The organism is Nocardia sp. PE-7, from assembly GCF_030486425.1.
GTDB classification, from domain to species: Bacteria; Actinomycetota; Actinomycetes; order Mycobacteriales; family Mycobacteriaceae; genus Nocardia; species Nocardia salmonicida_A.
Genome location: NZ_CP129614.1, coordinates 5508053 through 5521494, shown reverse-complemented (window position 1 = coordinate 5521494; position 13442 = coordinate 5508053). Strand labels below are relative to the sequence as shown.

12 protein-coding genes are annotated in these 13442 nt (G+C 68.5%); 7 read left to right on the top strand and 5 right to left on the bottom strand.

Features of this window, described 5'->3' with window-relative positions; all coding sequences use genetic code 11:
* Nucleotides 1–32 precede the first annotated feature (32 nt).
* Nucleotides 33–947, top strand: coding sequence for an SMP-30/gluconolactonase/LRE family protein (locus tag QX204_RS25925; RefSeq protein WP_301903010.1), 915 nt, complete (start codon nt 33–35; stop codon nt 945–947).
* Nucleotides 948–961: 14 nt separating this feature from the next.
* On the opposite strand, the gene QX204_RS25920 is transcribed toward QX204_RS25925, so the two are convergent.
* Nucleotides 962–1786, bottom strand: a complete 825-nt coding sequence (locus QX204_RS25920) for a hypothetical protein (protein ID WP_301903008.1) — start codon at nt 1784–1786, stop codon at nt 962–964.
* 197 nt (nt 1787–1983) lie between these two features.
* Between QX204_RS25920 and QX204_RS25915 the strand changes: the two genes are divergently transcribed.
* A complete protein-coding gene (locus QX204_RS25915) occupies nt 1984–3156 on the top strand; it encodes an acyl-CoA dehydrogenase family protein (protein ID WP_301903006.1) in 1173 nt (390 codons plus the stop codon).
* Nucleotides 3157–3165: 9 nt separating this feature from the next.
* A complete protein-coding gene (locus QX204_RS25910) occupies nt 3166–4293 on the top strand; it encodes an acyl-CoA dehydrogenase family protein (RefSeq protein WP_301903004.1) in 1128 nt (375 codons plus the stop codon).
* Between the two features lie 49 nt (nt 4294–4342).
* Here the strand turns inward: QX204_RS25910 and QX204_RS25905 are convergent, their stop codons facing one another.
* Nucleotides 4343–4966 carry a hypothetical protein gene (locus QX204_RS25905; RefSeq protein WP_301903003.1) on the bottom strand — a complete coding sequence of 208 codons (624 nt, stop codon included), beginning with the start codon at nt 4964–4966 and terminating at the stop codon, nt 4343–4345.
* Nucleotides 4967–5222: 256 nt separating this feature from the next.
* Between QX204_RS25905 and QX204_RS25900 the strand changes: the two genes are divergently transcribed.
* Together QX204_RS25900 and QX204_RS25895 are read left to right on the top strand one after the other, a co-directional pair.
* Entirely contained in the window at nt 5223–5501 is a 279-nt protein-coding gene (locus QX204_RS25900) for a hypothetical protein (protein WP_301903001.1), read from the top strand.
* A gap of 53 nt (nt 5502–5554) precedes the next feature.
* Entirely contained in the window at nt 5555–6382 is an 828-nt protein-coding gene (locus QX204_RS25895) for a GNAT family N-acetyltransferase (RefSeq protein WP_301903000.1), read from the top strand.
* Here the strand turns inward: QX204_RS25895 and QX204_RS25890 are convergent.
* From QX204_RS25890 to QX204_RS25880, 3 genes are all read right to left on the bottom strand, one after another.
* On the bottom strand, nt 6379–8286 hold the full coding sequence (locus QX204_RS25890; protein ID WP_301908118.1) for a serine/threonine-protein kinase: 1908 nt from the start codon (nt 8284–8286) through the stop codon (nt 6379–6381). The two genes, QX204_RS25895 and QX204_RS25890, sit on opposite strands and share 4 nt — an antisense overlap.
* Nucleotides 8286–10112, bottom strand: a complete 1827-nt coding sequence (locus tag QX204_RS25885; RefSeq protein ID WP_301902999.1) for a serine/threonine-protein kinase — start codon at nt 10110–10112, stop codon at nt 8286–8288. Before QX204_RS25885 ends, QX204_RS25890 begins: the two co-directional genes overlap by 1 nt.
* A gap of 137 nt (nt 10113–10249) precedes the next feature.
* Nucleotides 10250–11422, bottom strand: a complete 1173-nt coding sequence (locus tag QX204_RS25880) for a serine/threonine-protein kinase (RefSeq protein ID WP_301902997.1) — start codon at nt 11420–11422, stop codon at nt 10250–10252.
* A gap of 118 nt (nt 11423–11540) precedes the next feature.
* Between QX204_RS25880 and QX204_RS25875 the strand changes: the two genes are divergently transcribed.
* Both QX204_RS25875 and QX204_RS25870 read left to right on the top strand, forming a co-directional pair.
* On the top strand, nt 11541–12311 hold the full coding sequence (locus tag QX204_RS25875; protein ID WP_056813180.1) for a deoxyribonuclease IV: 771 nt from the start codon (nt 11541–11543) through the stop codon (nt 12309–12311).
* Nucleotides 12312–12413: 102 nt separating this feature from the next.
* Nucleotides 12414–13343, top strand: coding sequence for a TauD/TfdA dioxygenase family protein (locus QX204_RS25870; protein ID WP_301902994.1), 930 nt, complete (start codon nt 12414–12416; stop codon nt 13341–13343).
* Nucleotides 13344–13442 lie beyond the last annotated feature (99 nt).

The following is a 13442-nucleotide window of genomic DNA, read 5'->3' as shown; positions in this document are numbered from 1 at the left end:
CGAACTGGGTCAACAGAGTCGAGGGTTTGCAGATGTTGTCGTTCCGCCGTTGCGTCGTCCGTGTGGTGGTCGGCGCGGCTGTCGTGACCAGCGCCTCGCTCGGTACCGGCGCCGTCGCGGGCGCCGCGCCGCAGTCGTCGTGCGGACAGGCTCGCCAGGACATCGCGATCAAGTCGAGTGTGCCGCTGCTCGACTGGTCGGAGAACTTCGGCATCGACGCTCAGGGTGACCTGTGGGTATCGCGGGTCATGCGCGGCGAGATACAGCGCTACGACCGCGACGGGCGGCTGACCGCCACCGTCGCCGTGCCGTCGCCCGGCGCGGTCCGACTCGGTCCCGACGGCCTGCTGTACGTGGTCACCGGCAATTCGCCGCTGGCCGGTTCGGGCGGCATCGTCCGCTTCGACCCGGCGGCCGAGCGTCCGAACCCCGTCGCGTTCGCGATCGGGTTCCCGCAGCCGAACGGCGCCGCGTTCGACGCCGACGGCAATCTCTACGTGACAACCGGCAACGGTCTGCACCGCTTGCGCCCCGACGGCAGCGAGGACATGGACTGGTGGTCGGCCGTCAGCATCGACGGTCCCAATGGTGTTGCGGTGTCGGGTGACTCGGTCTATGTCACCGCGAACTTCGTCGGCAGCACGGGCCCGGTCGGTCGGGTGCTGCGACTCTCACGGAGCAACCCGGGTGAGGCGAGCACCGTCGCCGATCTGACCTCGTTCGGCACGCTGCCCGATTTCGTCGACGACCTGGTCGTGCGTGACGGCGTCCTCTATGTCACGACGCTGGCCGGTCACCTCGTCCGGGTGAACCCGGGCACCGGCACCGCCTGCACTGTCGTCTCCACCCAACCGCTGACCGCGGTCGTCGCCGACCCCGCGGACCCGTCCGCGCTGCTCGCCGGTTCCGAAGAGGGCACCGTGCTGCGGATCCGTCCGATCGGCTGATTCGACCGGTCGGCTCAGCCGCCGACGTTGGTCGCCGCAGGCGGGGCCGGGGGAGCGGGCGCCGGGGCGGGCTGGGGCGTTTCGGCCGGAGCCGGAGCCGGAGCGGGTGTCTCGGCGGCAGGGGCCTTCGATGTCGGGGCGCCCGAAGAGGATTCGCCCGAGCCGGGGCTGACGGCCTGGGGTTCGGGGGCGGGAGCCGCCGCGGGGGCCTCGGGGAGCGCCACCGGCAGATCGGGCACGACGAACGTGCCGACGGTCGGGGTCATCACGCAGCGAGCGCCCGCGTAGTCGATGGTCCCCCACATGGAGGCCACCACCGTGCCCGCGCCGCTGTGCACCGTCTTCGACAGCGACGGCAGCTTGAACTCGGTCTGGTCGTCGAGGCCGACGATGCCGCTCTGACCGGTGTTGACGTTGACCCAGGCGACGCTCAGACCCGATGCCAGGGGAACCCCGGTGTGGCGCGGGCTCGCGCTGAAGCGGATATCGCCCGGTGCCAGGCTGGTCTCGGTGCGCGGACCGGGACCTTCGAACGACGCCGCGGCGATGATCGTGGTGATCGGACCGTTGCTGCCGCAGCCGAAGGTGGGGGCCGCGTAGGTGAAGGGGGTGAACTGCGTCGAGATATCCCGCAGGGCGTCCTCGCCGACGATGCTGGTGAAGCTGGCGATGGCGCCGACACCGGCCTTCGTCGTGGCGTCCTCGCCCGCGAGGCGGGTGAGGTGGCCGATCGCGTCCTCGGTGGGCGTCGCGACCGCGTTCGGGGCCAGCAGTGCCAGTGCGCCGATGCTCGCCGCGGTGACCGCCGCTGCTCTGCCTGCGATGGATCTGCCGTTCACCCGTGACTCCTCGGTGGATGCTCGTCGCCGGATAGTCCGGTTCGTCTGGCAACGTACCAGGTCGGCGCGGGGGTCGCCGAGCCGCCGACGGTCTGGTGAGCGTCGGTAGGACCGTCATCGCGTGTGATGTAGTCGACACCGAGGATTACCGAAGGGTAGGTTTCTCTTCGACGGCTACGAGTGACTGGGAGACCCGTATGAAGTTAGCCCTGTCCCCTGAAGAGGTCGCCTTCCGCGACGAGCTCCGGCAGTTCTATACGACCGCGATCCCGGCCGACATCCGTGACCGGGTGAAGCACGGCGAGGATCTGTCCCGCGAAGACATCGTCACCGCGAACAAGATCCTCAACGACAACGGGTTGTGCGTGCCGAACTGGCCGGTGGCCTGGGGCGGCAAGGACTGGACGCCGATGCAGCGCCACATCTGGCTCGACGAGATGCAGCTGGCCTCGGTGCCGGAACCGCTCACGTTCAACGCCTCGATGGTCGGCCCGGTGATCGCGCAGTTCGGTTCCGAGGAACTCAAGCAGCGCTTCCTGCCACCCACCGCCGCGCTCGACATCTGGTGGTGCCAGGGCTTTTCCGAGCCCGACGCGGGCTCGGACCTCGCCTCGCTGCGCACCACCGCGGTGCGCGACGGCGACTCCTACATCGTGAACGGCCAGAAGATCTGGACCACGCTCGGCCAGTTCGCCGACTGGATCTTCTGCCTCGTGCGCACCGACCCGAACGCGCCGAAGAAGCAGGCGGGCATCTCCTTCCTGCTCTTCGATGTGAAGTCGCCCGGCGTCACTATGCGCCCGATCAAGCTGATCGACGGTAGCTACGAGGTCAACGAGGTGTTCTTCGAGAATGTCCGGGTGCCCGCCGATCAGCTCGTCGGCGAGGAGAACCAGGGCTGGACCTACGCCAAGTACCTGCTCGGCAACGAACGCACCTCCATCACCGGCGTCGGCAAGACCAAGGTCAAGCTCGGCCTCGCGAAGGACTATGCCCGCGCGACCAGGACCGGGCGCGGCACGCTGCTCGACGACCCGGTGTTCGCGGCGCGGGTGGCCGAGCTGGAGAACGAACTGCTCGCCCTGGAACTGACCCAGCTGCGGGTGGTCTCCAACTCGGTGGAGGGCAAGCCGAATCCCGCGTCCTCGGTGCTGAAGCTCAAGGGCACGGAATTGCAGCAGGCCGCCACGGAACTGCTCCTCGACATCGCCGGTGCCGACGCGCTGGCGGTCGACGCCGCCGACATCGCCTCGCCCGCGTGGGCCCAGCACACCGGCCCCGGCTACCTGAACTACCGCAAGGTGACCATCTACGGAGGCTCGAGCGAGGTCCAGCGCTCGATCATTTCCTCCACGATCCTCGGATTGTGAGGCACTGACATGGAACTCGCACTGACCGACGAACAGACGATGCTGCGCGACACCGTGCGCGAGCTGCTGCACCGCTTCTACGACGGCGAGGCGCTGGCCAAGGCCGGCGACACCGACCCCGGCTGGAACCGCACGGTCTGGAAGCAGCTGGCCGACCTCGGCGTGCTCGGGCTGACCATTCCCGAGGAAGACGGCGGCGTCGGCGCCGGCCCGGTCGAGGCGATGCTGGTGCAGGAGGAACTCGGTCGCGCGCTGGCTCCGGAGCCGGTGCTCGACGCGGTGGTGATCCCGGCCGAACTGCTGCGGCTGGCAGGCAGCCCCGAGCAGCGTCAACGCCTCCTGCCCGCGCTGGCCGAGGGAACCACCCTGCTCGCCTTCGCCCACACCGAGCCCGGCATCCGGTGGCCCTCGACCGAACTCACCACCGCCGCGGTGGCCGTGGGCGAGGGGTACACGCTGACCGGTGTGAAGAACCCGGTGCTGCGCGGTGATGTCGCCGACGAGTTGATCGTCAGCGCGGTCCTGCCGGACGGCGGGACCGGACTGTTCCTGGTCGACCCGAATCAGGACGGTGTGCGACGACGTTCGTACCGCACCTTCGACGGCCGCCGCGCCGCGCAGTTCGACCTCGCCGACGCGAAGGGCGAGCTGCTCGGTGGCAACGTCGACGCGGCCGAACAGATCGCGCTGACCCAGGGTTACGCGCAGGCGGCGCTGTGCGCGGAGTCGGTCGGGGCGATGGAGGTCGCGCTCACGCTGACCACCGAATACCTCAAGACCCGCAAGCAGTTCGGGGTCACGCTGTCGAAGTTCCAGGTGCTCACCCAGCGGGCGGCGGACTGCTACGTCTCGCTGGAACTGGCCCGCAGCATGAGCCTGTACGCCACGGCCGCGCTGGCCGACGGCGGCAACGATCCGTCGGTCGCGTCACGGGCGCGGTTGCAGGTGGGCAAGTCCGCCGAGCACATCGGCCAGGAGGCGATCCAGATGCACGGCGGCATCGGCGTCACCGCCGAGTATCCGGTGAGCCACTACGTCGCCCGGTTGACCGCGATCGGGCAGACGCTCGGTGGGGCACTGGAACATCGGCGGGAGCTGGCCGATCGGATCGGCGACTACGACCTGGTCGAGCTGTAGTTCTTTCGACGATGGTGCGTGCCCGAATCGGGTGCGCACCATCGTCATGTCAGCCCTCGGCGGTGGGGGCCGGGGTCTCGGTGGTGGTCGACGCCTCGGTGGTCGTCGCCTGGGTCGGAGTGGCGCCGGTGTCGGCCGGGACGACCGGGGTCGGGGTCGCGTGGTCGAAGGCGTGAGTCGGCGGATAGTCCTCGGCCGCTTCGTCATCGCCGACGCGGGGCGGGGTGACGGTGCGGGTCGGGTTCGGCCGGGTGGGGATCTGCGGCCGGGTCGTCGTCGGCTCGTCCTCGGTGGTCTCCGGCGGGCGTGTCGAGGGCTCGGCCTGCCGGGATTCGGTAGTCGCCTCGGCCGGGCGGGACTCGGGATCGGGTCCGCCCTCGGTCGGAGTCTCCGACGGTGAGGTCTCGGTGGAGCTGAGGCTGAACGGTTTACGCGGCGACATGTACGGCGCGATCCGCCAGGTGGGCGACGGTGGGATCGAGATGTGCACCGTCGTCGAGGTCGGCTCGTCGGCCACCCGTGCGGGCGCGGCGGCCAGGTCCGCGCTCAACGGCGGCGCGGGCACGTAGACATCCTGTTGTCCGACACCGCACGCACCGATGATGATCAGTCCGAGCGACACCGCGCCAACAGCGACTGCCGGACCTACGAGCTTGGCCCTGCTGTTATCCATCGCCTGTTACTCCTCGTCGGCTTCGAGATCGCCTCACAGTAGTGCAGGTCGGGCCGAAGAGCGCATTTTAAATGCTAGTGGTCCAGATATCGGATTGATCAATTCGGCGTGTCGCGGGGACGTGTCGCGCACATTCGACGTCGCCGGGTCGTAGCGTGTGTGAGCAAAGTTACGCATGAGACGCCCGGACCGAAACCCCTGACGCGCGAAGTTTGCGCGACGCAAGTATCTGATCGGCGTCATCGAGGAGAATCTCATGGGAGCACTCTCGACACCCCGGCTGGAAAACGCGGCGGCGAACACTGATTCGGCCACCGCCGGGCATCTGTCGGCGACACCGCCCGGTAACCGCACCCTGGCGGTTGTCGCGCGGATCATGGGCTGGTTGTTCTTCATCGGCGGTCTCGTCGGTGCCGGCCTCGGTATCGCGGGCCTGCACGTGGAGATCGCCGTCGCCGGGCTGATTCTGGCTTGCACGGCTGGACTCATCCTATTGAAGCTGCGCACCGATCGGGACGCGCGCGAAACAACCTGAGACACCTCATAATTCGAATGCGTTCTCGTGTGTGACGCCTTACCGTCGGTAGGGTGCGCATCGACATCACCGCTGACGCCGCCCGGTTCCTGGACGACGTGGAGCCGTTCCTGCAGGGCGATCCACTACGCCACACGGTCATAGCGACCGCCCTGGTGAACCGGATCAACGGCAGGTCCGGCGGGATGGTGACGCATTTCGTGAGCGTCCGCGACGACGCGGGCGCGGTGGTCGGCCTCGCGCAATGCACGAACGGCGCCGTCTACCTCGGTGAGGTGCCCGCACACAGCATTTCGGCCCTCGCCGATGCCTTCGGGACCCACGACATCGTGGTGCGCAGTGTCGAGGGCGCCGACGCCGACGCCGCTGCCTTCGCGGCGCACTGGTCGAAGACCGGCGGCGGTAGCTACGGCGAGAAGTTCTCGGTCCGGCTGTTCCGTCTCGGCGCCCTGCGTGTGCCCGAGACCGCCGGCGCGCCACGGCAGGCAACCGTCGACGACCTAGCCGTCTGCATCGCGATGACCGAGGAATTCGCGGTGGAAGCCGATGTGCCACACCGACTCGACGAGACGGCGATGCGCAAGCGCATCGAGGCCGGAACCTCGTGGCTGTGGGAGCACGACGGCGCGCCTGTCACACTGGTCGCCCGGCACGCGGCGGTCCTCGGCTGGGCCCGAATCGGCCCGGTCTACACCCCACCTCGTTACCGGGGCAACGGGTTCGCTAGCGCGCTGACAGCCACAGTCGCGGCCCGAATTCGCGCGGAGGGCGCCGATGCCTGCCTGTTCACCGATCTGGCCAACCCCACCTCGAACAAGATCTACCAGCGCATCGGCTTCGAGCCGGTGCGCGATTTCGTGCACTACGCGTTGACCGACTAGACCAGCGGGGCGGAGTGCCACCACTGGAGTACTTGCGCCTCGTCGGCGATGAAGCCACGGCTGTACATGAGCATGGTGTCGCGGCCGGAGTCGCCGTCGAAGCGGGTGACCATGCGCGGTGACTTCGGCTGGCTGTCGTCCAGCACGAAGTTCGTGTAGGTGTGGCCGGTGTGCGTCGTGGGACGCGCGTCGTTGGCGGGCAGGCCCGCGATCGCTTGCGCGGCCTCGCTCGCGGAGGGGTAGAGGAAGAACTCGTAGATGGCCTTGTTGCCGCCGCCGAAGCAATGCCACATGACCGACCAGTCACCCATATCCGCGTCGTCGGCATCGCGGCTGGCGGTCGCGCGGTCGTAGGCGAAGCAGCCCGCGTTGCCCAGACCCGAACCGGCATGGACGAGGTTGCTCGCCGAAGTGGAGGGCAGCATGCGGGGGAACTCGTCGCTGAGCTTCGCCGCGTTGGCGCCGACGACCTGTCGGTCGCTGGTCGGCGGCGGAGTCGACGTCAGGCGCTGGGGTGCGGACGTGGTCACATCCACCGAAGACGGTGCGACCGCCGAGGTTTCGAGACCGGGTGGGCCTGACGCGGCGGCGTCGCCGTCATCGCCCAATGCCTTCATGAGGATCCAGCCGAGGAAGACGACACCGGCGATGATCGCCAGCCAGCCGATCGGCGAGCCCTCCCAGCGTGACTTCCGTTTCTTGCCGAGATACTCCTCGGCGACAGATGAGCGCCCGCCCGTCTGCCGGGAACTTTCGGCGTCGCGGGGACGCTGAGCGAGGGCATTCGGCGCGCCCGCCGGGTACGGGGACGACCCGCCGGGCCACGAAGGGGGCTGTGCGGGCCACGGCTGACCGGTGCTCGGCGTCGCTCCCCACTGCGGGTAACCCGCGGGACGGCCGCTCGTGGCCCACGGCTGATCGGGGCCGGTCGTGCTCGGCCACGATGTCTGTCCACCAGGCGAATTCGGGTCGCTGTACCCGGCGATCGGGTAACCGGCGCCCGGGGTGAAGGGCGAGTTCGGCGGATAGGTCCTCGTCGCGGGCGAGCCGTGAACCTGCTGCGGGGCAGCGTGACCGGCCAAGGCCCGCTGTGCGGCAGCGGCGAATTCGGCGCAGGTGGCGAAGCGTTCCTCGGGCCGCTTGGCCATGCCCTGGGCGATGACCGCGTCCAGGGCGGGGGTGATGCCCGATCGAAGGGTGCTCGCTCGGGGCGGGGGCTGCTGGAGATGGCCCTGGATCACCGCGACGGGATTGGTGGCATCGAAGGGGGTGGTCCCGGTGAGGAGCCGGAAGAGCGTGCAGGCCAGGGAGTACTGGTCGGCGCGCCCGTCGAGGGCGATGCCGGAGAGCTGTTCGGGGGAGGCGAAAGCCAGGGTGGCCGTGAAGGTGCCGGTTTGGGTGAGCTTGGCGGCGCTGTCGTCGTGCAGGCGGGCGATGCCGAAATCGGTGAGGTAGACGCGTTCGGTGCCCTCGACCGGTTCGATCAGGATGTTGGCCGGCTTCACGTCGCGGTGCAGCACCCCTCGGCTGTGCGCGAAGTCCAGTGCCGCCGCGGTTTCGGCGACGATGCGGACCGCGCGGGCCGGGTCGACGGGCGAGGGCAGCGACGACGCGTCGGAACCGTCGATATAGCGCATCGAGATCCACAGCTGATCGTTCTCGACGCCACGGTCGTACACGGTGACGATATTCGGGTGCTCGAGCTGCGCCACGAGATCGGCCTCGCGTTCGAACCTGGCCCTGATCTCGTTGTCGAAGAACAGCTCTCGATTGAGCAGCTTCATCGCGGTGCGTCGTGGCAGCCGCGGGTGGCGCGCCAGATACACCGAGCCCATCCCGCCACGGCCCAGCAGTCGTTCGATCGTATAGCCGGCGAAAACGCCGCCCTCGTCGTGCGTCGACATCAGTTCAGCGGGGCCGAACGCCACCAACGCAGCACCTCGTCGGCCGTGCCGTAGCCGTCGGTGTACATCAGGAACTGGGCGCGGTCGGGCTCGCCGGTGAACTGCGTGATGATCTTGTTCCCGTTGTCGGTGTACTTGTAGTTGGTGTACTGCTTGCCGCCGTTGCTGTCGGTGGACTTGGTGTTGGTCGGCAGACCGTCGAGCACCGACTTGGCGTCGGCGGCCGAGTCGAAGGCGTAGATCCGGTAGAACGGGTCGTCGCTGTCGCCGCCGCCGAAGCAGCTCCACAGATGGACCCAGGCGCCGAAATCGGGTTCGCCTTCCGCGGGTGAGGGCGGGTTGCTGTTGTCGGTCTCCCAGCAGGTGGCGCCGTTGTACCCGGTGGAATCGTCGACCGTGGCGGGCACGATCCGGCCGAATTCGGCGCTGATGGCCTCGGCGCTCGGGGTGATGTGGTTGGCCGCCGATGTGGTCGTCGTGCGGTCGCTGCCCGCGTCGTCGCCGCTGGCCGCGATGCCGATGCCGATCAGCAGCGCGATCACCAGGATCACCGCGACGATGATGCCGATGACCAGCCCGGTGTTCGACTTCTGTGGCGGTCGCGAGCCCTGCGGATACTGGGTGAAACCACTGGCCTGCGGCCGCGGCGCGGACTGGTACTGCGGGCGCGATTGCTGGCTGTAGTGATTCTGCGGAGCACCGGTCGGCGATTGATTCATCGGCCGCTGGGTGCCCATCTGGCCGCCGGTCGTCGGACCGTGGGCGGTGCCCATCGGACCACCGGTCATCGGGCCTCGCGCCGTGCCCATCTGGCCGCCGGTCATGGGGCCCTGTGCGGTGCCCAGCTGTCCGCCGGTTATCGGACCCTGTGTGGCAACGGGATACGGCAGACCGGTCTGGGGAATGGCGCCCCCCGTCGTGGGTCGACCGGCGATCGGGTGTGCCCCACCGGTACCCGGACGTCCACCGACGATCGGTATCGCGGGCGCGCTCGGACTGTTCAGCGCCTCGATCGCGGCCTCGGCGAAGTCCGAACAGGAGTCGAACCGGTCGTCGGGCCGCTTGGCCATCGCCTTGGCGAGCACGCCGTCCAGCGCATAGGAGAGCCCGGGCCGCACAGTGCTCAACGTCGGCGGCGGTTGCTGGAGGTGACCCTGGATCACCGCGGCCGGGTTGGTCGCCGCGAACGGCCCCGAACCGGTGAACAGCCAGAACAGCGTGCAGGCAAGGGAATACTGGTCGGAACGGTGATCGAGCGAGGCGCCGGTGAGCTGCTCGGGCGAGGCGTAGGCGAGCGTCGCGGTGAAGGTACCCGTCTGGGTGAGATTGCCGGTGTCGTCGCGCAATCGGGCGATGCCGAAGTCGGTGAGGTAGACCCGTTCACCACGGCCCGCGCCCGAGCGGGCGAGCAGGATGTTGGCCGGCTTCACGTCGCGGTGCAGCACGCCCATGCCGTGCGCGTAGTCCAGCGCGTCGGCGGTTTCCTTCACGATCTGTAGCGCGCGGGCGGGCGGCAGCGTCTGCGGATCCACCGAGGCCGCGTCGACGCCGTCGATGAACTGCATGGAGATCCACAGCTGTTCGTCGTCGTGCCCGCGGTCGTAGACGGTGACGATGTTCGGATGATCCAGGCGCGACACGAGATCGGCCTCCCGCTCGAATCGCGCCCGCACCTCGGCGTCGAAGAACATCTCGCGGTTGAGCAGCTTCAGCGCCGTCATCCGTGGCAGGCGAGGGTGCTTGGCTAGGTAGACCGAACCCATACCACCGCGACCGAGCTGCCGTTCGATGACGTAGCCGGCGAAAACATCTCCGTTGGCCAGCATGTCTGCTCCACTTCCCGCCGCGCGCCGGGACCCACCAGCGCACGCGCGTACAGCATAAAAGCCGCGGCCGGGGTTGCCCGCCACGGGAAAATCAACGAAACCTTATCAGTCGGCGAGGGCGCCGAAGGCCGCCACGATCACGGCGGACGTCGCTGCTGCGGCGGCACGATATAGCCGGGATGGTTACGGCCACCAGGGAAATCGATGGTGCCGGGGCGCGCGGTTCCGCGTCGCGGCGGCAGCGCCTGGCCGCCCGTGGACGGCCGCGGCGCATGCGGATGCGGCTGCGCGGGCGTCGTCGGCGGGGTGGGCGCGTGCGGGTACGGCTGCGCGGGGGTGGTCGGCGGCGGCGCGTTGCGGTAGGGCTGGGCCGGGGTGTGGGGCCGGGGATATCCCGGTGCCTGCGGGTACGGGTCGCGGGCGCGCAGCACCACGCCCGCCGCGGTGTACTGCTGCTGGTGATGCCACGGCCCCGGCACCGCGAACAGCGCGGCCTTGGCCGCCTGGGCGAACTCGGCGCAGCTGGCGAAACGGGAATCGACGCGCTTGGCGGTGGCCCTGGCCAGCACCGCGTCCAGCGTCGCGGGCAGGTCGGGGCGCAGGCTGCGCAGCGGCGGAAGGGGTTTGCTCAGGTGCGCCTGGATCACCGCGCCCGGACTCGGTCCGGGGAACGGCACCGAGCCCGTCAGCATCCAGAACAGCGTGCAGGCCAGCGAATACTGATCGGCGCGATGATCCAGCGGCGCCCCGGACAGGTGCTCGGGCGCGGCATAGGCCAGGGTGGCGGTGATCGTGCCCGCCGAGGCAAGCGTGGTCTCGCTGTCGCGCACCGCCGCGATGCCGAAGTCGGTGAGCACCACGCGCTCCGGGCGTCCGATCGGTGGCTTGGCGAGCAGGATGTTGGCCGGTTTCACGTCGCGGTGCAGCACACCGCTCGCGTGCGCGAAGTCCAGTGCGGTGGCGGTCTCGGCGACGATCTGGACGGCCCGGCCCGGCGTCAGCACGTTCACATCGGCGGTCGCCACGTCGGTGCCCGCCACGAACTGCATGGAGATCCAGAGCTGATCGTCATCGGTGCCGCGGTCGTAGACATTGACGATATTGGGGTGCTCGAGCTGGGCGACCAGATCGGCTTCGCGTTCGAAGCGGTGGCGGATCTCCTCGTCGGCGGACAGCTCGGTGCTGAGCAGTTTCAGCGCGGTCAGCCGAGGCAGCCGCGGGTGCCGGGCCAGGTAGACCACGCCCATGCCGCCCTGGCCGAGCACGCGCCGGATCGTGTACCCGGCGAATACGTCGCCTTTGCGCAACACGCGAAGTCACCCCCTCCAGGGCAGAGCACCCGTTCGAAATTCTACCGATGTATCTCCCGAAGCCACCGCGGTGCAACATCGGCCGAAGTTGTCGGTGCCTGATATTAGGGTGGGATCTATGCGCATTGGAGCACACGTTCGCGACGAGAGCGATCCGATCGGCTTCGGGGAGAAGCTCGGCGCCGAGGTCGTCCAGCTGTTCGTGGTAGATCCGCAGAGCTGGGACAAGCCCCAGCCGCACCCGAAGGCCGCCGAGATCCTGGCCAGTCCGATCGATGTCGTGGTGCACTCGTCCTATCAGATCAATGTGGCGAGCCTGAACAACCGGCTGCGGATGCCCTCGCGCAACGCGGTGGCCCAGCAGGCGAAGGCCGCGGCAGAGCTCGGTGCGTTCGGGCTGGTCGTGCACGGCGGACATGTGCGCTCCGATGCCGAACTCGACACCGGAATCGACAACTGGCGCAAGCTGTTCGAACGTCAGCAGGACAAGGGCGGATTCGCCGTGCCGATCCTGATCGAGAACACCGCCGGTGGCAATCACGCGATGGCACGGCATTTCGATTCGATCGCGCGGCTGTGGGACGCGGTGGGCGACTACGGCGCGGGCTTCTGTCTCGACACCTGTCACGCCTGGGCCGGCGGTGAGGAATTGGTCGGCGTGGTCGAACGGATCAAGGCCATCACCGGACGGATCGATCTGGTGCACCTGAACTCCTCGCGCGACGAGTTCGATTCCGGCGCCGACCGGCACGCCAATTTCGCTGACGGCACCATCGACCCGCAGCTGCTGGCCGAGGTCTGCCGCACGGCCGGTGCGCCGGTCATCTTGGAAACCCCGGCCGACGGGGTCGCCGAGGACCTGGCCTATCTGCGCGAGAACCTGGGCTGAGCCCGTTCCGATCACTCCGAGATAAAACCTGTCTGCGGCGGCGTTTTCGCGGTGTGCTGAGTACACAGCAAACCGATCGAGAACGAATTGAAGGTGACCCCCATGACGGTCGACACTGCCACCGAAACCACCCTGACGGTGACCAAGCTCGGCGCCCACATCGGCGCGCAGATCGATGGTGTTCGTCTCGGCGGTGACCTGGACGCGGCGACCGTAGCGACGATCCGTCGTGCGCTCAACGAGCACAAGGTGATCTTCTTCCGCGGTCAGCAGCATCTCACCGAGGACGGCCAGTACGAATTCGCCGAGTTGCTCGGCAGCCCGACCACCCCGCACCCGACGGTGAAGTCCGCCGGTGTGAAGAGCCTGGCCATCGACTCCGAGCGGAGCCGCGCCAATTCCTGGCACACCGATGTGACGTTCGTCGACCGGGTGCCGAAGGCGTCGATCCTGCGCGCGGAGTACCTACCCACCTACGGCGGCTCGACCACCTGGGCGTCCACGGTCGCGGCCTACAACTCGCTGCCCGCGCCGCTGAAGGTGCTGGCCGAGAACCTGCGCGCGGTGCACACCAACCTCTACGACTACGCCGGGGCGGTCGACAAGGTACGGCCTTCGCAGGTCAAGTACTCGGCGGAGTTCCAGTCCGATGTGTACGAGACCGAACACCCGGTGGTGCGGGTGCACCCCGAGACCGGCGAGCGTTCGCTGCTGCTCGGCCACTTCGTGAAGCAGTTCGTCGGGATTCCGTCTCGGGAGTCGGACCAGCTGTTCCGGTTGCTCCAGGACCGGGTCATCCGCTTGGAGAACACCACCCGCTGGAACTGGTCCGAGGGCGACGTCGCGATCTGGGACAACCGCGCCACCCAGCACTACGCCATCGACGACTACGACGACCAGCCGCGTCGGCTCACCCGTATCACCCTCGCCGGTGATATCCCGGTCGGTGTCGACGGGCAGACCAGCACGGTGCTGAAGGGCAATGCCGAGGACTACTCCATCATCGAGGAAGTGGAACTCCTCGCGAGCTGAAATATGGTGCTGACCTGGGGTTTGGTAGTCCCGGTCGGTATACGCTGTGTTTGTTGGCGCGCTGGCGCGCGCGTGTCCGCGGCCCTGAGGGGCCGCCGG

Coding starts and splice junctions, on each gene's coding strand:
- QX204_RS25925 (WP_301903010.1), top strand. CDS start 33: ATGTTGTCGTTCCGCCGTTGCGTCGTCCGTGTGGTGGTCGGCGCGGCT.
- QX204_RS25915 (WP_301903006.1), top strand. CDS start 1,984: ATGAAGTTAGCCCTGTCCCCTGAAGAGGTCGCCTTCCGCGACGAGCTC.
- QX204_RS25910 (WP_301903004.1), top strand. CDS start 3,166: ATGGAACTCGCACTGACCGACGAACAGACGATGCTGCGCGACACCGTG.
- QX204_RS25905 (WP_301903003.1), bottom strand. CDS start 4,966: ATGGATAACAGCAGGGCCAAGCTCGTAGGTCCGGCAGTCGCTGTTGGC.
- QX204_RS25900 (WP_301903001.1), top strand. CDS start 5,223: ATGGGAGCACTCTCGACACCCCGGCTGGAAAACGCGGCGGCGAACACT.
- QX204_RS25890 (WP_301908118.1), bottom strand. CDS start 8,286: ATGTCGACGCACGACGAGGGCGGCGTTTTCGCCGGCTATACGATCGAA.
- QX204_RS25885 (WP_301902999.1), bottom strand. CDS start 10,112: ATGCTGGCCAACGGAGATGTTTTCGCCGGCTACGTCATCGAACGGCAG.
- QX204_RS25875 (WP_056813180.1), top strand. CDS start 11,541: ATGCGCATTGGAGCACACGTTCGCGACGAGAGCGATCCGATCGGCTTC.
- QX204_RS25870 (WP_301902994.1), top strand. CDS start 12,414: ATGACGGTCGACACTGCCACCGAAACCACCCTGACGGTGACCAAGCTC.